Here is a 21,464-nt window from a genome sequence, read left to right on the forward strand (position 1 = left end):
GAAATGCTGGCGAATCTTCCGTCACGCCCGGTGCAGCCCGAACCGCATGACGTCAATCACCAAAGCCGTCCTCACCCTGGAGCGGCACCGCTGAAAATGCTCATTAACACGTCGTCTTGATCTTGTTGTTGGGTTCGCCGGTCAGGGCGAGGACCCGGGCCTGGAGGATCACGAGGGCCGCGGGTGGGGTCGTCGCGGGTGAGATGGCGATCCTGTGGGCCTCGAGCAGCCTCCTGTTTTTCAGGAGGGTGCGGTGCATGGCCGTGCGGCTGCTGCCGAACAGTACGGCCAGGGGTTCCGCGGCCAGCGCGAGTCGCAGGTGGAGCACGGTGGCCAGGACCTGTTCGGGGTAGGTGAGCCGGGGCGGGCGGCCGCACTGGGTGTCACCGTCAGGGGCCAACGTTGCGGTGAGGTCGCCGAGTTGGCGGCGGGACATCCCGGTCAGGGCGGGATCGGAGAGCAGGGCTTGTTCCCACTTCGCGGCAGGCGCTTGCGGGGCCCGCGCCGCTGGGATGACGGGGCATGCCTGGGGGTGGAGGGCATAGTTCCAGTCACCGTGGAATGCGTGCCGGGTCAGTGGCAGGGCGGCCATCTCCGCGTCGCCGATTTTCACGCCGGTGGGGTAGCTGTTGGTGTCGAGGTCGGCCTTCACGCGTAGTCCAGTGCGGGTGGTGGTCGCCGCGATGCTGTTCACGATGACTTCGTGGCTGGTCAGCGGGCGGCCGCGCCAGTTCATGGTGATGTGGGAGAACAGCCGGTGCTCGATCTTGTTCCACTTCGATGTGCCCGGAGGCAGGTGGCAGACGGTGATCGTGAGCCCGGTTTCGGTGGCGAGGCGGGCGAGTTCTAGTTTCCAGGCCCGGGTGCGGTAGCCGTTGGAGCCACCCGCGTCGGCGGTGATCAGCAGTCGTGTTGCCCGCGGGTAGGTGGGGTGGCCCTGGCCGTGCCACCAGCGGCGGATCGACTCCACGGCGAATGCGGCTGTGTCGTGGTCGGTGCCGACGTTGACCCAGCCGGTGTTCGCCGCCAGGTCGTAGATGCCGTAGGGGACGGCTTTGCCCAGTTGCGGGTCGGCGAAGTCGTGGACGCCGACCAGTACCGGATCGCCTCCCGGTCGCCACTGGCGGCCGCTGTTCTTGAACTCTCCGACGAGTTCCTTCTTCTTGGTGTCCACGCTGATCACCGGCTGGTCGGCATCTCGGTGTTCGCGGGCTTGCTCGTTGAGATAGCGGAACTGGGCGTCCCGGTCGCCGTGTTGGCCGCCCTCCAGGGTTTTGGCGCCTGCCTGCAGGCTGAAGCCTTCCTCCCGCAGCAGGTCGGCGACGGTGTCGGCACTGACCTTGTGCCCGGTGCGGGTCAGTTCCCGGGCCAGAGTGCGGGTCGACTTCACCGTCCAGCGCAGCGGCGACATCGGATCTCCCCGCTCGTCCGGCTCGACCAGCGCCAGTAGTGATGGACGCAGTCCCGGGTCGAGATCCGCGACCCGTTTGCGTCCTCCGCCCAACCGCCGAACCCGGCCCAACGGCTCCTCGCCGGCCTCAAGTTCGAACACGCCCTTGCGGACCGTCGTCGCACTCACCGCTGCGGCCTGCGCGACGGCCCGGACGCCACCATGGCCCAGCATCCTGGCCTCCGCGGCCATCAACAACCGTCGTTGCCGCTCGTCCAAGTGCGGGAACAACACCGCGAACTTCACGGCAAGTTGGTCACGAGTCTCGTCCGGGATGCGCACACCACAACAACGATCACCAGAGCTGGAAGCAACACTTTGATTCGCTGCAAGCCCTAAGGGATGTCCCGTAACTGCTGGCAGACAGCCGGGCTCAGACTGCGTCGTGGTCTGTTGCGGCGGCCCAGCGACGGATGTGCCGGTCGGGATGGGCCTGGGCGGATGCGAGTGTGCTTTCAAGCAGTGTGTGCAGGCGTGGCGGGTATGCCGCGCGGGAGGTAGGCAGGCCCAGCAGCACACGGTGGCGCATCCGCAGATCGGTGGCCTCGGCGAACACCCGCATGGAGGCTTCCAGCCAGGCGTCCTTGATGTCTTGCGACTCGTCCAGGGCGGGATCACGTACCCCACCGGGTCCGTAGGCTGGGGACCGATCTGCGTGCAAAGGCACATGGGCGCAGTACCAGGCCCGTACGGCACCCGCTCGCTCAGCATCCGTGCCGATCCGTAGATAGTCGACCAGTGCTGCCATGACACGGCGGCGTCCGAATGCGTAGACCGCTGGCTCGACGAACCAGCGGCAGAAGCTGGGATCTGGGTCGTGTACGGCTGCTGCCATCAACGGAGCGAACAACTCCTCGGGCAGAGTTGCACGTTCGAGCAGCGGCTTACGCACCGCATGGGCGAGGTGGCGGGCATGCTGGTCGTTCGGCTTCATGGCGATGTCTTCGACACCCAGCAGCCGAGCCACCTCTGTCGCAGACATCAGGAATGAACACGGTTTTATGCCGCTCTGTTCGTCTTCGGCCACGACAGCATTCTGGACTGGCCGCGTCGGCAGGCATAGCAGTGTTGGCCGCTGACCCTTGTACGGAAGGGCACTCGCTCGGCTTCCTGCCCGGGGTGGAACGATCACGGTGTGGCTGGTGTGATCACGGCGTCGGCGCCGTCCTGGATGGCTCCGTTCACCGGGCTGAGCCCGCGCCACTTTGGCGAGTTGGTGACCGCGATACGGCGGGCGCAGGCCACCGATCCGCGCCGTGGTCACCCATGGAGCCTGTCGCTTGAGGACCGCATCTTGCTGGTCACGGCGTACTGGCGCACGAACTTGACGATGCGGCAGCTTGCCCCGTTGTTCGGGATCTCCAAATCGTCCGCAGACCGGATCATTGACCACCTCGGAACGATGCTCGCGCTCCAGCCGCGGAAGCGGTTCCGCAAGGACACCGTGCTCATCATGGATGGCACCCTGGTGCCCACCCGCGACCACACGGTTGCCGAGCAGTCGAAGAAGTATCGGTATTCAACCGCTCATCAGGTGGTCATCGATGCCGACACCCGCCGCATCGTCGCGGTTGGCCGGCCGCTGCCCGGCAACCGGCACGACTCCCGAGGGTGGGAGGAGTCCGGCGCCAAAGCCGCCGTCGGCAACACGATGACGATTGCCGACGGCGGCTACCAGGGCACCGGTCTGGTCATTCCACACTGCCGCCGCAAGGGCGAAGAGCAGGCCGGGCCGCACGACGGCAGCGAGAGCGGCAGCGTTGAGTCCCATGGCGACGCGCACGGCCTCGTTCGCGTCCAGCCACCCCATCAGCCCGGTGCGCGGGGTGGCCGGCAGCGCTGCCCGGATGGACGGCTGGAGGGCCATGACCGCGGCGGTCACCGCGACGGGCAGCGGGCAGCGGGCAGCGGGCACACGGTGGCGTACCGCTGTTCGTAGCCCTGCACCACGCGGGTATACACAGGCGCGGTGAATGCCGGGGTGAACAAGCCGCGTTCCTCCCTACTGAGTTCACGCCCGGCCATCAGCGGCTCCGTCGACTCCAGTAAAGCCGCCAGCTGCGCGGCGAACTCCAACGACAGCGCCTGGCTGACCAACGCCGACCGGCCGCTCACCGGCTACGAGCGGATCTTCGGCACCCTCGGCACCGCGCGCTCCCCGCGCACCCGGGGCGCGATCGACGCCGTGTCGGCGATGGCCGCGCGCGGTGAGCTGACCGTGCGGGACCTCCAGCGACAGCAGTTCGCGAACCAGGTCACCATCGGCGGACTGGCGGCCGGAGACACGGCACGCGCGTGTGCCGCCCTGCCCGGCGGTATCGCCAAGGACAAGGACGGCAAGGAGGTCGACGTCTCCGCGGCCTGCGCGGTGCTCAGTTCCTGGGACCGCACCGCCGACACCGGCAGCCGGGGAGCACTGCTCTTCGACCGCTTCTGGCGCCGACTGAACGTCCTGGTGCCCAGCGCCCAGCGGTGGAAGGTGCCGTTCTCGGCGGCCGACCCGGTCCACACGCCGAACACGCTCAACACCGACGCGCCCGGCTTCGCCACGGCCCTCGCGGACGCGGTGACCGAACTGCGGGCGGCCGGCATCCCGCTCGGCTCCACGCTCGGGGAGCACCAGTTCGTCGTACGGAACGGCAAACGCATCTCCGTCCCTGGCGCCACGGAGGCCCTCGGTGTGTGGAACAAGGTCGAGCCGGTGTGGGACCCGACGCACGGCGGGTACACGGAGGTGACCACCGGTTCCAGCCACATCCAGGCGGTGGGCTGGAACAGCAGCGGCTGCCCGGTGACGCGCACACTGCTGACGTACTCCCAGTCCTCGAACCCGAACTCACCCCACTACAGCGACCAGACCAAGCTGTTCTCCCAGGAGAAGTGGGTGACCGCCCGCTTCTGTGAGAAGGACATCCGGTCCTCGCCCGCGCTGCGGGTGGTGAAGGTGACCGAACGCCGTTGACGACAACGGGGAGAGAAGCGGACATGGCCCGCACGCGAGCACGACGAGTCCGACGGCACGCGCCGCCGGTGCTCGGCGCGGCGGTGGCCGATCTTGGTCGCTACGACCATGTGGACGCCGTGTCCGTGGATCTCCCCGCCGGCACCGACGCCGTCGGGTTCACCAGGCTGGTCCTCACCAGCACCCCGAGGTGGGCGAGCCGACTGCTGGCCGTGCGCGACCGGGCCGTGGCGCCCTTCGGCCTCAAGACCCGGGAGCGTGTGCGCTCGGCGGACGTCCGGATCGAACCCGGTCGCAAGGTGGGCCCGTTCCGGCTGCTGACGGTGGCCGCGGACGAGGTGCTGTGCGGAGACGACGACAAGCACCTCGCCTTCCGGGTCTCCTTCGCCCTCCGCCCGGTGTCCTACGGCACCGGGCTGGAGGGCGTCTGCACGACGGTCGTCCGGTTCGAACGGCCCGTCGGCCGCCTCTACTTCAGGGCCATCGAGCCCTTCCATCACCTGATCGTCCGAGCCATGGTCGGCAGGGCCGTCCGTACGTGAGGCCGGCGGGAGACGGCGTGCGAGCCGGGGTCACACCGGTCGCGTACGCCCCTCCCAGTACGGATCCCGCAACCGCCTCTTGTACAGCTTGCCGTTGGGGTCGCGGGGCATCTCCGTGATGAAGTCGACGCTCTTGGGCCGTTTGTAGCCTGCGAGTTGCTCGGCGCAGTGGGCGAGGATCGAGGCGGCCAGCTCGGGGCCCGGCTCGTGGCCCGGGGCCGGTTCGACGACGGCCTTGACCTCCTCGCCCCAGTCGTCGTGCGGGATGCCGAAGACGGCGGCGTCGGCGACGGCGGGGTGGGCCAGCAGGGCGGACTCGATCTCCGCCGGGTAGATGTTGACGCCACCCGAGATGATCATGTCGATCTTGCGGTCGCGGAGGTACAGGTAGCCGTCCTCGTCGAGGTAGCCGAGGTCGCCGACGGTGAAGAAGTCGCCGATGCGGTTCTTCTTCGTCTTGGCCTCGTCCTTGTGGTAGGCGAAGCCGCCGGTGTTCATCTTCATGTAGACGGTGCCGAGTTCACCGGGCGGGAGCCGGTTGCCGTCGTCGTCGAAGACGGCGAGTTCGCTGATGGGCCAGGCCTTGCCGACGGTGCCGGGCTTCTTCAGCCAGTCCTCGGCGGTGGCGAAGGCGCCGCCGCCCTCGCTGGCCGCGTAGTACTCCTCCACGCAGTCGCCCCACCAGTCGATCATGGCCCGTTTCACATGGTCGGGACAGGGCGCGGCGCCGTGAATGGCGTGCCGCATGGACGAGACGTCGTACGTCCGCCGGACCTCCTCCGGCAACGCGAGCAGCCGGTGGAACTGGGTCGGGACCATGTGCGTGTGCGTGCACCGGTGGGCGTCGATGACGCGGAGCATCTCCTCGGGCGTCCACTTGTCCATCAGCACCAGCCGGTGCCCGATGTGCAGTGAGGCGCCCGCGAACTGGAGCACGGCGGTGTGGTAGAGCGGCGAGCAGACGAGGTGGACGTTGTCGCCGAACGGCTTGATGCCGAAGATGCCGAGGAAGCCGCCGAGGTAGGCCTCCTCGGGGCTCTTGCCGGGCAGCGGGCGGCGGATGCCGCGCGGGCGTCCGGTCGTACCCGAGGTGTAGTTCATGACCCAGCCGAGTTCGCGGTCCTCGGGCGCCGACTCGGGCTGTCCGTCGAGGAGTTCGGCGTACGACCGGAAGCCCTCGACCGTGCCGACGGCGTACCGGTGGCTCGCCGGGAGTCCGGCCTCCTCAGCCGCGTGGCGGGCCGGTTCGGCGAACCGCTCGTGCGCGATGAGCACCTTGGCGCCGGAGTCCGCGACGATCCAGGCGATCTCCGGGCCGACGAAGTGGTGGTTGATCGGGACGAGGTAGAAACCGGCCTGGCTGGCGGCCAGATACGCGGTGAAGGACTCGACTCCGTTGGGCAGCACGACCGCGAAGGCGTCCCCGCGGTCGAGTCCCGCGGCGCGCAGGCCGTGGACGAGCCGGTTGGCGGCGGCGTGCAGCCGTCCGGCGGTCCACTCCTCGCCGTCCGGCGCGATGAGGACCGTGCGGTCGGGGGCCTCGGTGGCCTGGGCCCAGAAACCGGCGGGGGGTGTGCTCACTGGCCGCTCCTTCCGGCGATGCGGTTGATGCGGTCCACGGCCTGCTCGAAGCCGCGGGTGAGGTCGTCGAAGACGGCCTGGACACTGCGTTCGCTGTTCATCCGGCCGACGATCTGGCCGACGGGCGTGCCGAGCAGCGGATCGACCTCGTACTTCTGGATGCGCGAGACGGCATCGGCGACCAACAGCCCCTGCAGGGGCATGGGGAGGGTGCCGGGTCCGGCCGGGTCGTCCCAGGCGTCGGTCCATTCGGTACGGAGCTGACGTGCGGGTTTCCCGGTCAGCGCGCGGGAGCGGACGGTGGCGCCCGAGTCGGCGGCGAGCAGCTTCTCGATCAGCTTGGGCGAGGGCAGTTCGGCCTCGGTGACGGTCAGCCAGACGGAGCCCAGCCACACCCCCTGCGCGCCCAGGGCGAGGGCGGCGGCCACCTGCTGACCGCTGCCGATCCCGCCGGCGGCCAGCACGGGCAACGGGTCGACGGCGTCCACGACGTCCGGCGTGAGCACCATCGAGGCGATCTCGCCGGTGTGGCCCCCGGCTTCGTAGCCCTGCGCGACGACGATGTCGAGGCCGGCCTCGGCGTGCTTGACCGCGTGCCGGGCGCTGCCCGCGAGCGCGGCGACCAGTACGTCGTGCTCGTGGGCGCGGGTGACCACGTCGGCGGGCGGGGAACCCAGGGCGTTGGCGAGCAGGCGGATCGGATAGTCGAAGGCGACGTCGAGCTGGTTGCGGGCGACCTGCTCCATCCACCCGGTGATGCGCCAGCCGGACACCTCGCCCTCGGCGAGCTCGGGCACGCCGTACTTGGCGAGGGTGTCGACGACGAACTGCCGGTGTCCTTCCGGGATCATCGCCTCCACGTCCGCCTCGGTGACGCCCTCGACCTTCCTCGCCGGCATGACCACGTCCAGGCCGTACGGCATGCCGTCGACGTGCGCCTCTATCCAGTCGAGGTCGCGCTTGAGGTCGTCGGGTGCGGTGTAGCGGACCGCTCCGAGCACACCGAATCCGCCGGCCCGGCTGATGGCCGCGGCGACGGCGGGGAACGGCGTGAAGCCGAAGACGGCGTGCTCGATTCCCAGTCTGTTGCTCAACTCGGTCTGCATGGGCGCAGAATGCCGCAGTCCGCCGGACGACGGAAGACCTTTTCTGATGCTCCGTCAGATTTCTTGTGGCGTCAGCTCGATACGCCCATGTGCTGGGTGCCGATGACCGCCAGCAGCCGAAGCGCCTCGTCGGACGGCGAGCCGGGGGTGGCGGTGTAGATGACGACGCGCTGGTCCCGGTCGGTGATGTCCAGGGCGTCGCAGTTGACGGTGACCGGGCCGACGACGGGGTGGTCGAAGGTCTTGCGGAGGGTGGGCCCGCCGCCGGCCACCTCGTGGTCGGCCCACAACCGGGCGAACTCCTCACTCCCGGCGAGGAGTTCGCCGATGAGTTCGGTCACCTCCGGGTCGTCGGGGTAGCGGGCCGCGGTGGCACGCAGTTGGGGTACCGAGCTGCGGGCGAACGCGTCCGAGTCCGAAACGCCGTACAGGCGGCGGCCGTTCGGATGCGGTCCGAGGAAGACGCGCCGAACCAGGTTGCGTTCGCGGCGCGGCAGGGCGGAGAAGTCCTCCATCAGGGCCGCCGCGAGGTCGTTCCAGGCGATGATCTCCAGCGTCGCCGAGGTCACGAACGCCGCGGCGAGCGGCAGCCGGTCCAGTAGGTCGAGGATGCTCTGCCGGACCTCGCGCGAGGGGCCCGGCGCGGGTGCGGGCGGTGCACCGGCGAGGTGGTGCAGGTGGTCGCGCTCGGCGTCGGTGAGGCGCAGCGCGCGGGCGAGCTGGGCCAGCACCTCGCGGGAGGGATGGGGGCCGCGGGCCTGTTCGAGGCGCGTGTAGTACTCGGTCGAGATGTACGCCAGCTGCGCCACCTCCTCGCGGCGCAGCCCCGGCGTACGGCGGCGCGGGCCGCTGGGCAGGCCCACGTCGGCGGGGCTGATGCGTTCGCGCCTGCTGCGCAGGAAGTCCGCCAGTGCTCGTCGGTTCACCTCTCCAGTGTGCGCGTGCGCCGGGGCGGCCAGCCAGGTACAGCCGGTGCCTGGATAGGGCCCGCGGCCGGCCACAGGCTCGACGGCATGAACAACACACCTCACACGACACCCGACACCACCACCGGCCTGCTCGACGGCAAGGTCGCGTTCATCACCGGGGGCGGCCGCGGCATCGGCGCTGCCGCCGCGCGGCTGTTCGTCCGCGAGGGCGCCCGGGTGGTCCTCGCGGCGCGCACCGAGGCGCAGCTCAAGGCGGTCACCGAGGAGATCAGGGCGGCCGGCGGCACCGCCGAGTACGTGCTGTGCGACCTGGCCGACGGGGACAGCGTCCGGGCCGCCGTCGAGCGGACCGTGGAGCTGTACGGCCGGCTCGACGTCGCCTTCAACAACGGCGCCACCACCCAGCCGCCCGGCCCGCTCGACGAGCTGTCGGAGGCCGACTTCGACCGGGTCAGCGCCGTCAACCTCAAGGGGCCGTGGCTGTCCATGAAGGCGGAGATCGCCGCCATCCGCGCCACGTCCGGGCGCGGCGCGATCGTCAACAACTCCAGCGTCGGCAGCCTCGCCGCCAACCCCGAGCTGCCCGTGTACGGCGCGGCCAAGCGTGCGGTCAACAGCCTCACCGCGTCGGCCGCCGCCACATACGGCCGCGAGGGCATCCGCGTCAACGCCATCGCCCCCGGGCTCACCCTCACCGAGATGGTCGACGAGTGGGAGCGGGAGTCCCCCGGAGTGATCGACCGGATCTCCATGCTGAACCCACTGGGCAGGCCTGCCGACCCGGACGAGATCGCACAGGCGGCGGCGTGGCTGCTGAGCGACCGGGCTTCGTATGTGACCGGGGTGATTCTGGCGGTGGATGGGGGGCTGCGGGCGTGAGCGTGGCAGTCAGCGGAGGGCTGCGGGCGTGAGCGTGGCGGTGGCCGCAGTGCTACGGGCGTGAGGGTGGGCGCGGCCGGGGTGTGCGGGGCGATTCGGATGCCGCGAGCCGCTGACAGGCTCGCCCCGTCTGAGTCCCGACCGCCACGTTCGGCCGCCTCGGCCCCGCCACACCGCCCCGGGCTTCGATCGCCCGCGTTCGATCGGGGCGCACCGTTCCATCGAACCCGACGCGGCCCGGCACTCACCCCCGGCGCGCCTCCGCTCGGTCCCTCCGCGCCGGCCCCCGGACCCGACCCGCGCGCCGCCCCTCATCCACCGTCGCCCTCCAGCACAGCCATCGCCGCGTTGTGCCCCGGCACTCCGCTCACCCCTCCCCCACGAACCGCGCCCGCCCCGCACAGCAGCACGTTCGCCTGTCGGGTCTCCACGCCCCAACGGCCGGTGTCCTCCTGGGCGTAGGGCCAGGACAGTTCGCGGTGGAAGATGTTGCCGCCGGGCAGGCGCAGGTCGCGTTCCAGGTCGAGCGGGGTCTTCGCCTCGATGCAGGGGCGGCCCTCGGCGTCGGTGGCGAGGCAGTCGGCGAGCGGTTCGGCGAGGTGGGTGTCGAGTTGGGCGAGGGTCGACTTCAGGAGTTCGTCGCGTACGGCGTCGTTGTCCCGGTCGAAGAGCCGGGCCGGCGTGTGCAGGCCGAACAGGGTGAGGGTCTGGTAGCCCTGCTGGACGAGGTCGGGGCCGAGGATCGTCGGGTCGGTGAGCGAGTGGCAGTAGATCTCGGAGGGCGGGGCGCCGGGCAGCTCGCCGGCCGCGGCCTGGGCGTGGGCGGTGGCGAGATCGGCGTACCCCTCGCCGATGTGGAAGGTGCCGGCGAAGGCCTCGCGCGGGTCGACGGACCGGTCGAGCAGCCTCGGCAGCCGCTTGAGCAGCATGTTCACCTTGAGCTGGGCGCCCTCGGCGAGGGCGGGCGGGATGTCGTCGGTCAGCTCCGCGAGGGCCTGGGGTGAGGCGTTGACCAGGACGTGCCGTGCGGTGACGGTGCCCTCGCCGTCGGGGGTGCGGTACGCGACCTCGGCGGTTCGGCCGTCCGTGTCGATGCGTACGGCCTCGTGGCCGGTGGCGACGACGGCTCCCGCGTGGCGCGCGGCCGCGGCCAGGGCGTCGGTGAGTGCGCCCATGCCGCCGACGGGGACGTCCCAGGCGCCGGTGCCACCGCCGATGACGTGGTAAAGGAAGCAGCGGTTCTGGGCGAGTGAGGGTTCGTGGGCGTCGGCGAAGGTGCCGATGAGGGCGTCGGTGAGGACCACGCCCCGCACGAGGTCGTCGCTGAAGCGGTCCTCGATGGCGACGCCGATGGGCTCTTCGAACAGCACCCGCCACGCCTCCTCGTCGTCGACCCGTCGGCGCAGTTCGTCGCGTGAAGGGAGCGGTTCGGTGAGGGTCGGAAAGACTCGCTCGGCAACGTGGCCGGTCATGCCGTAGAACCGCTGCCAGGCCTCGTACTCGCGGCCGGAGCCCGTGAGCTTCGCGAAGGCCTCGCGGGTGCGCCGCTCGCCGCCACCCACGAGGAGTCCGGTGGGCCGACCGTCCCGCTCGACGGGGGTGTACGACGAGACGGTGCGGGCGCGGACCCGGAAGTCGAGACCCAGGTCCCGCACGATCTTCTTCGGCAGCAGGCTGACGAGATACGAGTACCGCGACAGCCGCGCGTCCACCCCGGCGAACGGCCGGGTCGACACGGCGGCGCCCCCCGTCCGGTCGAGCCGCTCCAACACCAGCACCGACCGCCCGGCCCGAGCCAGATAGGCGGCGGCGACCAGCCCGTTGTGCCCTCCGCCGACGATGACGGCGTCGTACGCGCGGTGTCCCTCGAGTGCGGTCATGGTTCTTCGTAACACGCGATGATCCGGACCGGCCAGAGCGGAAACGGGGGGAGACGGGCGGGCCGGGGGCATTCGGGCGAGCGCGGGTGGGCGGGCGGCGAGCGGGCGGGGGTTGGACCGGCGGGAGACGGGCGGGTGGGTGCAGACCGGCGGCAGACGGCTGGCCGGCAGGAGACGCGCGCCGGGGATCAGGCCGGTGAGAGACGCGCAGCCAGGGACCAGACCTCGGGAGACGGGCGCCCCGGCGGCGGACGGGTCGGAGAGGCCCGCGCCGGCGCGGGCAGGTGGGCGACACGCGGGAAGCGCCCGGACCGGTCAGGGACACGGGGCCGGAGGCGGGAGTCGCGCGTCCCGGGGCGAACGGACGGGAAGCGCGTCGCCGCTGGCAGACCCGCCAGTGACTCGCAGCTGGGCCGGCCGGGTGGGAGACACGCGGCCGACCGGCGGCAGACGCACGGCCCGGTGCGGGCGGGTGGGCGACGCGCGGCCGGCGGCCAACCGCCGGAGGCGGACCGTCCGGGACCGGCCACCGGAAACGGACCGTCCAGGGACCGACCGGCAGAAGCACACCGTTCCGCCGGAGGCAGCCCGTGCCGTCGGAGACACAGCCGCCGCCGGACCCGGCCGGACAGTCGACCGTCAGCGCCCGCCCGTCGCCCGCTGTTGCCGCAGCACCGCCACCCTCCGGTACAGCTCGACCGCCTCCGCGCCGCGGCCGAGTTGTTCGAGGCAGTGGGCCTCGTCGTTGCGGCTGGCGAGGGTGTCGGGGTGGTCGGGGCCCAGGACGCGTTCGCGGGCGGTGGCGACTCGGCGGTATTCGGTGAGGGCGTCCGTCCAGCGGCCCAACCAGCCGAGGCTGACGGCGACTTCGCGGCGGCTGACCAGGGTGTCGGGGTGCTCGGAGCCGAGGACGCGGTCGCGGATCGCGCAGACGTCGCGCGACTCGGCGAGGGCCTCCTCCCAGCGGCCCAGGCGGCCGAGGTTGACGCCGAGGCCGTGGCGGGCGCGCAGGGTCTCGGGGTGGGTGGGGCCCTGGACGCGGGTGCGGTCGTCGATCAGGTCGCGGTACAGGGTGAGGGCGTCCGCGCTGCGGCCGAGACGGCCCAGGCTGATGCCTACCTCGTAGCGGGCCGCGAGGGTGTCGGGGTGGTCGGGGCCGAGGGCCTGGACGCGGGCCTCGGCGACCTCGTGGTAGGTCCGCAACGCCTCCGGCCAACGGCCCAGCTGGCCGAGTGCGTAGGCGACTTCGTAACGGGTGACCAGGGTGTCCGGGTGGTCCGCCCCCAACACGCGGGCGCGGGCCGTGGCCACCTCGCAGGCCATCCGGTACGAGTCCTCCAGACGGCCCAGCCGGCTGAGGTTGAAGGCGAGGTTGTGGCGGCAGCGCAACGTGTCGGGGTGATCGGGGCCCATGGCGCGCTCGCGGGCGACGAGTACCGACGTGTACACCTGGTGCGCGTCGAAGTGCCGGCCCAACTGGCCCAATACGTACGCCATTTCCTGGCGAGCGGCGAGCGTGTCTGGGTGGTCGGGGCCCAGCGCCCGCGTACGCGCGGCGGTCACGTGCTTGTACTCCTGCAGCGCGTCGGCGGCCCGGCCGGTGCGGCTGAGGGTGAAGGCGACCTCGTAGCGGCTGGCCAGAGCGTCGGGGTGGTCGGGACCGAGGAGGTGGGCGCGCTCGGCGGCGACCGCGCGGTGCACCTCGCCCGCCTCCGTCCAGCGGCCGAGCCGGCCCAGACTGAGCCCGGCGTTGTGCCGACCGGCCAGCGCGGTGATCGCCTCCGGGGACGGATCCCGGTGCCGGTCCGGCACGGGCTCCTCGGGCCGGCCGCCCGCGGGACGCGGGATCCACTCGCCGGTCAGGCCCGCACCGGCGTCCGGCGGGGTGACGCGCAGTCCGGCGCCGGTGGCCTTGTGGCCGGTGGTCATGCCCCGGGTCCAGGACGGCAGGCGGGTCTCCCGGGACTCCTCCGGCAGCCGGGCCTCGCGCGACGGTTCGGACAGGCGGACCGCGCCGGACGCCGCCTGCTCGGGCGGTTGGAACACCGGCTGCGGGGTCACCACGGTCGGCACATACGTCGGTGTCGTCCGGCCCGCACTGATCCTGCGCCCCAACTCCCGCGCGTCGGGCGGGCGTTGCTCGGGCAGCTTGGCCAGCAGGTCCAGGATGATCTTCTCGAAGTACTCGGGCAGCTCGGCCCGCCTGCTGCGCGGTGGCTGAGGCACGGTGTCCCGGTGGCCGATGAGGATCGCCCAGGCGTCGTCGAGGTCGAACGGCGGTGCCCCGGTGGTGATCTCGTACAGCACGCACCCCAGCGAGTACAGGTCGCTGCGCTGGTCGACCTCGGAGCCGCTGATCTGCTCCGGGGACATGTAGTGCGGGGTGCCCATCGCGATGCCGGTGCCGGTCAGCCGGGAGGTGAAGCCGATGTCGTGGCCGAGGCGGGCGATGCCGAAGTCGCAGATCTTCACCGTGCCGTCGGTCAGCCGCATGATGTTCGCGGGCTTCAAGTCGCGGTGCACGATGCCCTGTTGGTGGGTGTAGGCGAGGGCGGCGGAGACCTGGTCGGCGATCTCCACGACGTCCCCGACCGCCAGGGGATGGTTCTTGTTGTCCTCCAGGAGCTGGCTGAGGTTGCGGCCCTCCAGCAACTCCATGACCAGGTAGAGGATGCCGTCGGACTCGCCGAAGTCGTGGACGACGGTCACTCCGCGGTGCTGCAGGGCCGCGGCCACCCGGGCCTCACGCCGGAAGCGCTCGCGCAGAACTCTCGTGAACGCCTGGTCGTGGTGCGGCCCGAGCGGCTTGAGGCACTTCACGGCGACCTGCCGCCCCAGCGACTCGTCCCGGGCCCGCCACACCTCGCCCATACCGCCGCGCCCGATCAGATCGAGCAGCCGGTACCGGCCCTGGATCAGCCTGCTGTCCCCCATCTCCCGCGATCGCCCCCGTAACTGGTTCCGCCCGCCCTCCCCTGGCTCGTCCAGTATGGCGAGCTATCGTCCGAGTTTGTACGGCGCCGTGCGGGAGCCTTGTGACAGTGGCGGGTGCGGGGCCGCTCCGGCATACAACTCATGGGCGTACGGAGGCAGTACGGCGTACGCCAGTTGCATCACGCGCCCCGCCGGAAACAGAGCGATCGTTCGGTCGGAAATCCGCCGCCGAGCCGCGGAAAAGTCTCCGCGGATTTCTTGCGAACGGCCCCGGACACTATGAGCCTTTTCCAACCTGCGCCGGTGGCTGTGCAGGGCAGCACTCGCCGGGCTGCTCCCGGGCTCAACTTCCCTCGGAGTCCAGCCGCTCGGCGGCTTGGAGCACGTACTCGGGGAGCTTCGAAGTGGCGGCTAGGACCTCGATGCCGATGAGACGGCCCTGCTCGTCGAAGTCGAGGTTGATCATGCCGTCGACGTCGATCGGATCGCAGGGACAGGTATGTGCTGATCTCACGCTGACCTGCGGGTCGGTGAAATTTATGTACGCCGCGTTCACGCTCTTGTCGTAGGTGACTTTGACGTCAGGCACGATGCTGGGGTCCCTTCTGTGTTGTTGATCCCGGTCTCGTCAGTGCGCTGCGAGTTGCAGGGCGAGGATGGCCTTGACGATGGTGGTGATGCGGGTCGTACTGCAACGGAGTTTGCGCAGGAGGCGCCAGGTCTTGAGGGTGGCCATGGCCTGCTCGCCGAGCGCGCGGATCTTCGCGTGGGAGACATTGACGGCTCGCTGACCTGTGGAGAGTTTGTCCCAGCGACCGCGGTAGGGGACGCGGACGGTGCCGCCTGCTCCTTGGTACGCCTTGTCCGCCCAGCAACGGACGCCGGCTTGGGCCAAAGCGGCGGGGATGCCATGGGTGCGGGCGGTCTTGATGTCGTGGACCGCTCCCGGCAGCGCGGGTGATGCCCAGAGCAGGCGGCCGAAGGGGTCAGTGATGACCTGCACGTTCATGCCGTGCTTCCCGTGTTTGCCGGAGTAGAAGGGGCGGTCGGCGGCGATGCGGTCGATCGGCAGCAGGGTGCCGTCCAGGATCACGAACGCTTTCGTGGCCGCGGTACTGACGGCTTGTTCGAGGGTGGGGGCCAAGGTGGCGAGGACATCGACGGCTTCGCGGATGTAGCGGTACACGGTGGCGATGCCAACCTTGAACGCGGCGGCGAGCTGGCCGTAAGTGTCGCTGCATCGCAGGTGCGCGAGGGCGAGGAGTGCCTGGCGTCCCGCTGGCAGGCGTCGCCACCGGCTGCCGATCTCACGGCGGCGCTGACGCAGGTGACGGGCGAGGAACCGCAGGGTCGAACTGGACAGGTCGATCCCGGACGGGTAGACAAGCACGGAAGCTTCTGGTGGACATTGGGTGATCTTGGTCGTGAACCCGTCTACCAGGAGCTTCACTTCGTTGTACAGACCTCCGCGACCAACCAGCCACGCTCAACACAGGTTGGAAAAGGCTCAGTGTCATGTAATTCCTGATAGACCCCCCGCCTGCCCGGTGTCGTGGTGGATGTCGAGCACGCCGCCCTGTCTGCGTGCGTCACGGCCGGCCTCCCGTTCGAACACGGTCAACTCGATGCCGTTGGTGTGGAGGACCGCGGCGGCGGTCAGCCCGCCGAGGCCGCCGCCGACGATCGCGATCGGGTGGTGGGGTGTCCCCGTCACGGGAGATCTCACTTCCTGGAGGATCGCTGGGGAAGGCGGGCGGCTGTGTCGCGGGCGCCGGTCATGCGGTGGTGTCGGGCGCCCCGAACCATGTCGAGAGCGCCGTGGTGAGGTCGTCGTGCGGGACGGCTGCGCAAATGTGGCCGTCGGGTCGCACGAGCAGGGCGTCGCATCCGGGCAGGGGCAGGTTGTCGACGTGCAGCCCGACTACACGGGAGGCCCATGGCTGTGCCTGCTCCAGGTACTGCGGCTTCCGTGCGAGGAGCACACCGTGTCCGGTGTGGAATGCCGTGCTGGCCCAGGAGCCGCCGGATTCGAAGTCGCGCAGCCGGGTACCGACCGGTGCTTCGCCGCCGTAGCTGATGGCGAGGCCGGAGGTCGTCTCGGCCATGGCCTGGTTGGCCTCCGGTGTCTGGAGCAGCCGTTCCAGGACCCTCCGAAGGGCTTCGTGGTTTGCGTCCTGGATGCGGAGGGTGTTCTGGGCGCGGGTGTTCTCCAGGACTTGGGCGCCGACTGGGTGCCGCTCTGCGTGGTAGGTGTCGAGCAGGGTCTCGGCCATGGTGCCGGTGATCACGGCGGCGAGTTTCCAGCCGAGGTTGAAGGCGTCCTGCACACCGAGGTTGAGTCCCTGGCCGCCGGCCGGGAAGTGGATGTGCGCCGCGTCGCCGGCCAGGAACACGCGTCCTGTGCGGTAGTGCTCGACCTGCCGGGAGGCGTCGCCGAAGCGGCCGGCGTAGAGGACGTCCTGAAGCTGGTAGTCATCACCGTAGAACCGGTGCAGGCCGTCGACGATCTGCTGCCTGGTTACCTCGTCACGGGTCGTGCGGTGGTCGCTGTAGAGGATCCGGTACAGCCCCGGTTCGGCGTAGGGGAGCAGGTTCGCGGTGGATCCGTCAGGCTCGGCACGCCGCAGCCGGCGCATGGACCTGCGTTCCCGCTGCTGTTCGGTGAGCTGCGGCAATTCCTTGGCCCCCGGGCTGAGCCGGATGTCGGCCATGGTGAAGTACTCCGTCGCCGCCGTACCGGGGAAATCGACCCCTAGCAGCTTGCGGATGCTGCTGCGACCGCCGTCGCATGCCGCCACGTAGCGGGCCGTGAGCGTGTCGGGGCCGTGCACGGTGACCGTGTTCTCGTCCTGCTGGACGTCGTCCACGGTCCAGCCCCGCCGCAGTTCGCCACCGAGTTCGAGGAACCGCTGCTCCAGGACCGCTTCCAGCTGCGCCTGCGGGAGCACCATCTGGTAGGGGTAGCGGGTGTCGAGGGAAGTGTAGGGCAGGAACGCGACGGTGAAGTGGGAGCCGGGGATGCCGCCTTCGGCCCTGTCCTGCGCCGCCGTGAGCAGGCCGCGCAGGTCAAGCACCTCGGCCGTGCGCGGCTGGAGGTTCAGTGCTTTGCCGAACTCGCTGCGTTGCGTGAGCCTGTCGACGACGATCGTGGTCACTCCGCGCAACCGCAGTTCGGTGGCGAGCATGAGTCCCGTCGGGCCGGCGCCCACCACCACGACATCCGCGTCCGTGGCCTGTCCTTCAACCATCGATGATCACCGTTTCTCCGCTGTACGCATCGCTGCCCACGGCTGTGCGGCAGCGCCTCCATCGGCAGCGACCGTAGCTCGATCCCGCAAAAAGTGCAACAGTTACAAGTTTTGTGCGACTCCAATTTGATGGTACTGTGACGCCCATGACCTCCAGCAACGCGGATCCTGGCCGCCGTGAGCGGAAGAAGGCCGCGACCCGCAGAGCGCTGAGCGAGACCGCGTTGCAGCTCTTCCTGGAACGTGGCTTCGACAACATCACCGTCCGGGAGATCGCAGAGGCGGCCGATGTGTCGACCACCACGCTCATGAACTACTTCCCGACCAAGGAAGCGCTGGTCTTCGATCTGGACGACGAGCTGGAGCGCTCGCTGGTCGAGGCCGTGACCGGACGTGCGCCGGACATGCCCGTCCTGGAATCGTTGCGCCGCTACATGCGAGAGCGGGTCAAGCGCGCGGCTTCAGGCCGGCATGCCGACCGGTTCATGAAACTCGTCCTGGACACGCCCGCGCTGAGCGACCACTGGCGCAAGATCTGGCTGCGCCACGAGCAGGTGCTCGCGGAGGCCGTCGCCGCGGAGCTCGGCCGGCCCGCCGACGACATGGCCTGCGCCGCCCTGGCCCACCTCATCCTGGATGCCTTCTCACTTGCGATCCAGTCCGCTGACCCCGTACGGATGATCGACACGGCGTTCGACATCATCGAGCCCGGCTGGCCGCCCACCAACCGGGCGGCCACGGACTGAACCCCGCCCGCGGGGAAGGTGGGCACGGGCCTGTCCGCACACCGCCGGTGGCGCACGGCGCTCGGGGCCCCGTGGACAGGCGCGCAGCAGGGGCAGGCCGGCACACCGCCGGCCACGACTGGCTCCCTCTCGCGCTCCTCCCACTGCGGTCTGGGCGCTGTGCTCCTGGTGTGGTTGATGGCGAGCCGACAGATAACCGTGGCTCTGCCGCCCGCGCTTGAGGGCAGCCCGGCGCCGCGATCGACAACGTTGACAGGGGCGGGCGGGCCTGCCGCCGGGGTTCTTGCCCGAACCGCTTGGCGGTGTCGGTGGCGGCTGGGTGGTCAGGGGGTCAGACTGGCACTTCGGGGCAGGGCTTGGGGTATCCGCTGAGTGTGGACGGCCTCGACCTCGTTCGCCGCTCCGGTGCCCCATCGGCGGAGAGACCGCCGTCATCATCTCAAGCCTCCGCGGCGCCTCACCCGCGCTCCGATCTCCAAAAAACCTTCGCTTTAGCTTCCTCACCCCGGGCCTCAGATCCGATGCCGCCCGTCAGTCGCTTGGGTCGCTGCACGAGAGCTCCCTGCCGCCTGCTGTGCTGCCTTGTGGGGGCGGATCCGATCGGTCACAGATGGGAGAACTCGGCTCTCCGGAGGGAGGGCGGCGGGATGATCGGTGGATGGTCGGACTCGGGGGACGCCGCCAGCGGCGCAAGTGGCAGTTGATCGGCGCTCTGGGCACCCTGACGATCGTGGTGAGCGTCGTGTACGCGATCCGGCAGATCATGCATGGCGGCCTTCAGTGCGTTGTGGCAAACCGGATCTTGTTCGAGCAGCAGCGGGTGATCATCTGGACGGAGGTTCGGGTGCGGTCGCGGGCATGAGAGAACGGGCCCCTTGGTAGTGACGCGGTTACGACACCAGCACGACCAAGGAAGCCCGTTGCGTGATCAGTTGAGCAGTATCTCTGTGCATGCGTCCACCGTGCTCACCCCCGGGTGTGACTGCTACGTGCACCGGTTCGGTTCGCTCGCTCCGGGACGGCGGGCAGGCTGCTATCCGAGTGACATGACGGACGCGGAGTGGTCCGAGGTCCGCGCCGTGATGCCGGTGCCGGCCTGGCTCCTGAAGCGGGGCGGGCGTCCGGAGGCGTACTGCCACCGGACAATGCTCGACGCTGTGCGTTATCTGGTCGACAACGGCGTGAAGTGGACGGCCCTGCCGGTCGATTTCCCGTACTGGCGGGCGGTCTACGACTTCTTCCGCCGCTGGCGGGCCTACAACTACGCGCGTGAACTGTACGAACGCCTGCGACGTTCGGCGAGGCAACGCGCCGGCCGCAACGCCGAGCCCAGTGCGGGAATCATCGACAGTCAGTCGGTGGACGCCTCCGAGACCGTCGGCGAGGACAGCCGCGGATACGACGGCGGCAAGTCACGTGACGGCCGCAAGCGTCACATCCTGACCGACACCGATGGCCTGCTGGACGCCGCCGCACCGTTGGCGGCCCGCGTCGCCGCGAATGACGTCCAAGGCGAACCGCAAATCAAGCCTCAAGTGCCGCACGTTTTCCGGGCGTTCGCCGGGCTGTTCGATGAGACCGCCGCTGCGCCGCGGGCCGCCACCGTTACCCAGGCGCACCGGACCGCTACCCCGACGCGTCCGGCGAGGCTCTGCCGTACGGCGCGCCGTAACCCGACCCGGGCGGTCAGGACTCGACTCCGTGTAACAGATCCGTTATGCGGCAACACAAGCTTCGTGTCGTCCGTGGCATCTGGACGACGATGGTCCGCATGGCGACGATGAATCACTTTGGCATGACTCTGCGCGGCTGGCGTGAGCGTATGTCACCGCAGGACATTGGCCTGGAGGCCGGCGGGGAGCGGCGCGTCCCTGGACTGCGTCGTGAAGAACTGGCCCGTCTGGCAGGCATATCGGTCGACTACCTGGTGCTGCTGGAACAGGGCCGCGCTCGCAACCCCTCGGCCCAAGTGGTCACCGCTCTGGCCAGAGCACTGCGCCTCGACCCCTCCGAGCGTGACCATCTGTTCCGCTGCGCCCAACTCGCACCGCCCTCTGCCGGGAACGTCTCCAGGCACATACCCGCGAGCGTGCAGCGACTGGTCCATCAGTTGGGAGCGACTCCCGCCGGGATCTTCGCTGCTGACTGGACCATCATCGGCTGGAACAAGATGTGGACGGCCGCGGCCGGCGATCCCCGCGCATACGGCTGGGAGGGGCGCAGTCTCGTCGCCGGGATGTTCCAGACGAGAGCCAGCCGAGACCGGGACCCGATTGCGGCATGGCCCGTCTGGTCATGGAGAGGCAGCGACGCGGAAGAGGAGGACCTCGTCGCCGACCTGCGTGTGACGGCGGCCGCCCATCCCCAGGATGAACGTCTTGCCTCATTCGTCGAAGGCATGCTTCGACGGGAACCAGCGTTCGCCCGACTGTGGTTCAACGGCACTGCCACCCCCTGGGCCGGCGACCGCAAGACCATCGAACATCCACGGGTGGGTGACATCACCCTCGATGTCGATGTCCTGATGCCTGCCGGCACCGACCTCCGGATCCTCACGTGTGCGGCTGAGGCCGAGACCACTGACGCAGAGAAGCTGGATGCTCTACGTGCGGCCTGTCATCTGCCCGGAAACAGCCTGACCCGCCCCGATCCAGAGGTCTCCAGCCCTGATCAAGGACTGTGACCCGGCTACTGACCGGCCTCACCTACCCCTGCTTGTCGCTGTGCAACTGACGATCACCGATGGGTGTGGCTCTCGGCTCATACAAGATTTTCGTAAGCTCAGTGCTGCGGTGGTCAGGAATGCGGCGCGGACACCGGGGACGAACTGGCCGGGTATGGACGGGTCACCTTGGTGAAGCGGCCGGTGCGGTAAGTGCCGGCGACCGCCCCGGAGCGTGAGCGTCAGCCTGGCTGAGCGTTACAACGTGGGCAGGGGTGGCGCCCGACGTCGTCCGCTTCGGACGTGGGTGCGATCTGAGGTTCTGTCATGACCCTGGGTGCTGCCACAAACATTTCCCAGAACGCACCTGGTTCCACTTTTGAGTGAGAACGAGTTGCGGCAGTGAATCCGCGACCCGGACCGCTCCCGCCGATTGTTCTTGGTCTTGCTCCGAGAAAGGGATCATTTGTGAGAAGCCGTGTCACAGCTTCACGGTGAGTGATTGGTGCTGGCCAGAACAGACGTTGCCTCTTCGTCGTATGTCT

General features: G+C 69.8%; 16 protein-coding genes and 4 pseudogenes. 9 read left to right on the forward strand and 11 right to left on the reverse strand.

Translation table 11 applies throughout. The annotated features are described in order from the left end of the window. Window positions 1-94: pseudogene (locus M2283_RS30985) on the forward strand (IS5/IS1182 family transposase); the annotation flags it as partial. Between the two features lie 9 nt (window positions 95-103). On the opposite strand, the gene M2283_RS30990 reads toward M2283_RS30985, so the two are convergent. Then, window positions 104-1,732 (reverse strand): ISAzo13 family transposase, encoded by a 1,629-nt coding sequence (locus M2283_RS30990; RefSeq protein WP_280879755.1) that lies wholly within the window; start codon window positions 1,730-1,732, stop codon window positions 104-106. A gap of 91 nt (window positions 1,733-1,823) precedes the next feature. After that, the gene (locus M2283_RS30995) at window positions 1,824-2,477 is read right to left on the reverse strand and encodes a hypothetical protein (protein ID WP_280879756.1); all 654 of its coding nucleotides are present in this window, start codon (window positions 2,475-2,477) and stop codon (window positions 1,824-1,826) included. Window positions 2,478-2,585: 108 nt separating this feature from the next. Here M2283_RS30995 and M2283_RS31000 point away from each other — a divergent pair. The 3 genes and pseudogenes from M2283_RS31000 to M2283_RS31010 all read left to right on the forward strand — a co-directional run. Beyond that, window positions 2,586-3,162 (forward strand): annotated as a pseudogene (locus M2283_RS31000) (transposase family protein); the annotation flags it as partial. Between the two features lie 335 nt (window positions 3,163-3,497). Beyond that, window positions 3,498-4,412, forward strand: a pseudogene (locus M2283_RS31005) (penicillin acylase family protein); the annotation flags it as partial. 23 nt (window positions 4,413-4,435) lie between these two features. Further along, window positions 4,436-4,954 carry a DUF2867 domain-containing protein gene (locus tag M2283_RS31010; RefSeq protein WP_280879757.1) on the forward strand — a complete coding sequence of 173 codons (519 nt, stop codon included), beginning with the start codon at window positions 4,436-4,438 and terminating at the stop codon, window positions 4,952-4,954. Between the two features lie 30 nt (window positions 4,955-4,984). Here the strand turns inward: M2283_RS31010 and M2283_RS31015 are convergent, their stop codons facing one another. The 3 genes from M2283_RS31015 to M2283_RS31025 form a co-directional block, all read right to left on the reverse strand. Next, on the reverse strand, window positions 4,985-6,535 hold the full coding sequence (locus tag M2283_RS31015) for an acyl-CoA synthetase (RefSeq protein WP_280879758.1): 1,551 nt from the start codon (window positions 6,533-6,535) through the stop codon (window positions 4,985-4,987). Then, complete coding sequence (locus M2283_RS31020) at window positions 6,532-7,641, reverse strand: NAD(P)H-dependent flavin oxidoreductase (RefSeq protein WP_280879759.1); 1,110 nt, start codon at window positions 7,639-7,641, stop codon at window positions 6,532-6,534. The genes M2283_RS31015 and M2283_RS31020 overlap by 4 nt, the downstream gene beginning before the upstream one ends. Window positions 7,642-7,712: 71 nt before the next feature. Beyond that, entirely contained in the window at window positions 7,713-8,567 is an 855-nt protein-coding gene (locus tag M2283_RS31025) for a helix-turn-helix transcriptional regulator (RefSeq protein WP_280879760.1), read from the reverse strand. An 87-nt stretch (window positions 8,568-8,654) separates the two neighbouring features. Here M2283_RS31025 and M2283_RS31030 point away from each other — a divergent pair, with 87 nt between their 5' ends. Next, a complete protein-coding gene (locus M2283_RS31030; RefSeq protein ID WP_280879761.1) occupies window positions 8,655-9,449 on the forward strand; it encodes an SDR family NAD(P)-dependent oxidoreductase in 795 nt (264 codons plus the stop codon). A gap of 311 nt (window positions 9,450-9,760) precedes the next feature. Here M2283_RS31030 and M2283_RS31035 read toward each other — a convergent pair whose 3' ends face one another. From M2283_RS31035 to M2283_RS31060, 6 genes and pseudogenes are all read right to left on the reverse strand, one after another. Beyond that, window positions 9,761-11,329 (reverse strand): phytoene desaturase family protein, encoded by a 1,569-nt coding sequence (locus M2283_RS31035; RefSeq protein ID WP_280879762.1) that lies wholly within the window; start codon window positions 11,327-11,329, stop codon window positions 9,761-9,763. Between the two features lie 639 nt (window positions 11,330-11,968). After that, window positions 11,969-14,263 carry a serine/threonine-protein kinase gene (locus M2283_RS31040; protein WP_280879763.1) on the reverse strand — a complete coding sequence of 765 codons (2,295 nt, stop codon included), beginning with the start codon at window positions 14,261-14,263 and terminating at the stop codon, window positions 11,969-11,971. A 343-nt stretch (window positions 14,264-14,606) separates the two neighbouring features. Beyond that, window positions 14,607-14,852: a DUF2283 domain-containing protein gene (locus tag M2283_RS31045; protein WP_280879764.1), complete on the reverse strand. Its 246-nt coding sequence runs from the start codon at window positions 14,850-14,852 to the stop codon at window positions 14,607-14,609. 39 nt (window positions 14,853-14,891) lie between these two features. Beyond that, complete coding sequence (locus M2283_RS31050) at window positions 14,892-15,653, reverse strand: transposase family protein (RefSeq protein WP_280879765.1); 762 nt, start codon at window positions 15,651-15,653, stop codon at window positions 14,892-14,894. A gap of 150 nt (window positions 15,654-15,803) precedes the next feature. Next, window positions 15,804-15,989: pseudogene (locus tag M2283_RS31055) on the reverse strand (NAD(P)-binding protein); the annotation flags it as partial. A 49-nt stretch (window positions 15,990-16,038) separates the two neighbouring features. Beyond that, window positions 16,039-17,511: an FAD-dependent monooxygenase gene (locus tag M2283_RS31060; protein ID WP_280879766.1), complete on the reverse strand. Its 1,473-nt coding sequence runs from the start codon at window positions 17,509-17,511 to the stop codon at window positions 16,039-16,041. A 146-nt stretch (window positions 17,512-17,657) separates the two neighbouring features. On the opposite strand from M2283_RS31060, the gene M2283_RS31065 reads away from it, so the two are divergent. From M2283_RS31065 to M2283_RS31080, 4 genes are all read left to right on the forward strand, one after another. Beyond that, window positions 17,658-18,257 (forward strand): TetR family transcriptional regulator, encoded by a 600-nt coding sequence (locus tag M2283_RS31065; protein WP_280879767.1) that lies wholly within the window; start codon window positions 17,658-17,660, stop codon window positions 18,255-18,257. Between the two features lie 658 nt (window positions 18,258-18,915). Continuing rightward, window positions 18,916-19,119, forward strand: coding sequence for a hypothetical protein (locus M2283_RS31070; protein ID WP_280879768.1), 204 nt, complete (start codon window positions 18,916-18,918; stop codon window positions 19,117-19,119). 184 nt (window positions 19,120-19,303) lie between these two features. Beyond that, window positions 19,304-20,041, forward strand: a complete 738-nt coding sequence (locus M2283_RS31075) for a transposase (RefSeq protein WP_280879769.1) — start codon at window positions 19,304-19,306, stop codon at window positions 20,039-20,041. Continuing rightward, complete coding sequence (locus M2283_RS31080; protein WP_280879770.1) at window positions 20,029-20,940, forward strand: helix-turn-helix transcriptional regulator; 912 nt, start codon at window positions 20,029-20,031, stop codon at window positions 20,938-20,940. The genes M2283_RS31075 and M2283_RS31080 overlap by 13 nt, the downstream gene beginning before the upstream one ends. Window positions 20,941-21,464: the final 524 nt, after the last annotated feature.

It is taken from the genome of Streptomyces pseudovenezuelae (assembly GCF_029892565.1).
GTDB classification, from domain to species: domain Bacteria; phylum Actinomycetota; class Actinomycetes; order Streptomycetales; family Streptomycetaceae; genus Streptomyces; species Streptomyces pseudovenezuelae_A.

What these genes read in the sequence shown, in the direction of transcription:
- M2283_RS31010 (WP_280879757.1), top strand. Translation starts at nt 4,436, where the DNA reads ATGGCCCGCACGCGAGCACGACGAGTCCGACGGCACGCGCCGCCGGTG.
- M2283_RS31020 (WP_280879759.1), bottom strand. Translation starts at nt 7,641, where the DNA reads ATGCAGACCGAGTTGAGCAACAGACTGGGAATCGAGCACGCCGTCTTC.
- M2283_RS31030 (WP_280879761.1), top strand. Translation starts at nt 8,655, where the DNA reads ATGAACAACACACCTCACACGACACCCGACACCACCACCGGCCTGCTC.
- M2283_RS31035 (WP_280879762.1), bottom strand. Translation starts at nt 11,329, where the DNA reads ATGACCGCACTCGAGGGACACCGCGCGTACGACGCCGTCATCGTCGGC.
- M2283_RS31040 (WP_280879763.1), bottom strand. Translation starts at nt 14,263, where the DNA reads ATGGGGGACAGCAGGCTGATCCAGGGCCGGTACCGGCTGCTCGATCTG.
- M2283_RS31060 (WP_280879766.1), bottom strand. Translation starts at nt 17,511, where the DNA reads ATGGTTGAAGGACAGGCCACGGACGCGGATGTCGTGGTGGTGGGCGCC.
- M2283_RS31065 (WP_280879767.1), top strand. Translation starts at nt 17,658, where the DNA reads ATGACCTCCAGCAACGCGGATCCTGGCCGCCGTGAGCGGAAGAAGGCC.
- M2283_RS31070 (WP_280879768.1), top strand. Translation starts at nt 18,916, where the DNA reads ATGGTCGGACTCGGGGGACGCCGCCAGCGGCGCAAGTGGCAGTTGATC.
- M2283_RS31075 (WP_280879769.1), top strand. Translation starts at nt 19,304, where the DNA reads ATGACGGACGCGGAGTGGTCCGAGGTCCGCGCCGTGATGCCGGTGCCG.
- M2283_RS31080 (WP_280879770.1), top strand. Translation starts at nt 20,029, where the DNA reads ATGGCGACGATGAATCACTTTGGCATGACTCTGCGCGGCTGGCGTGAG.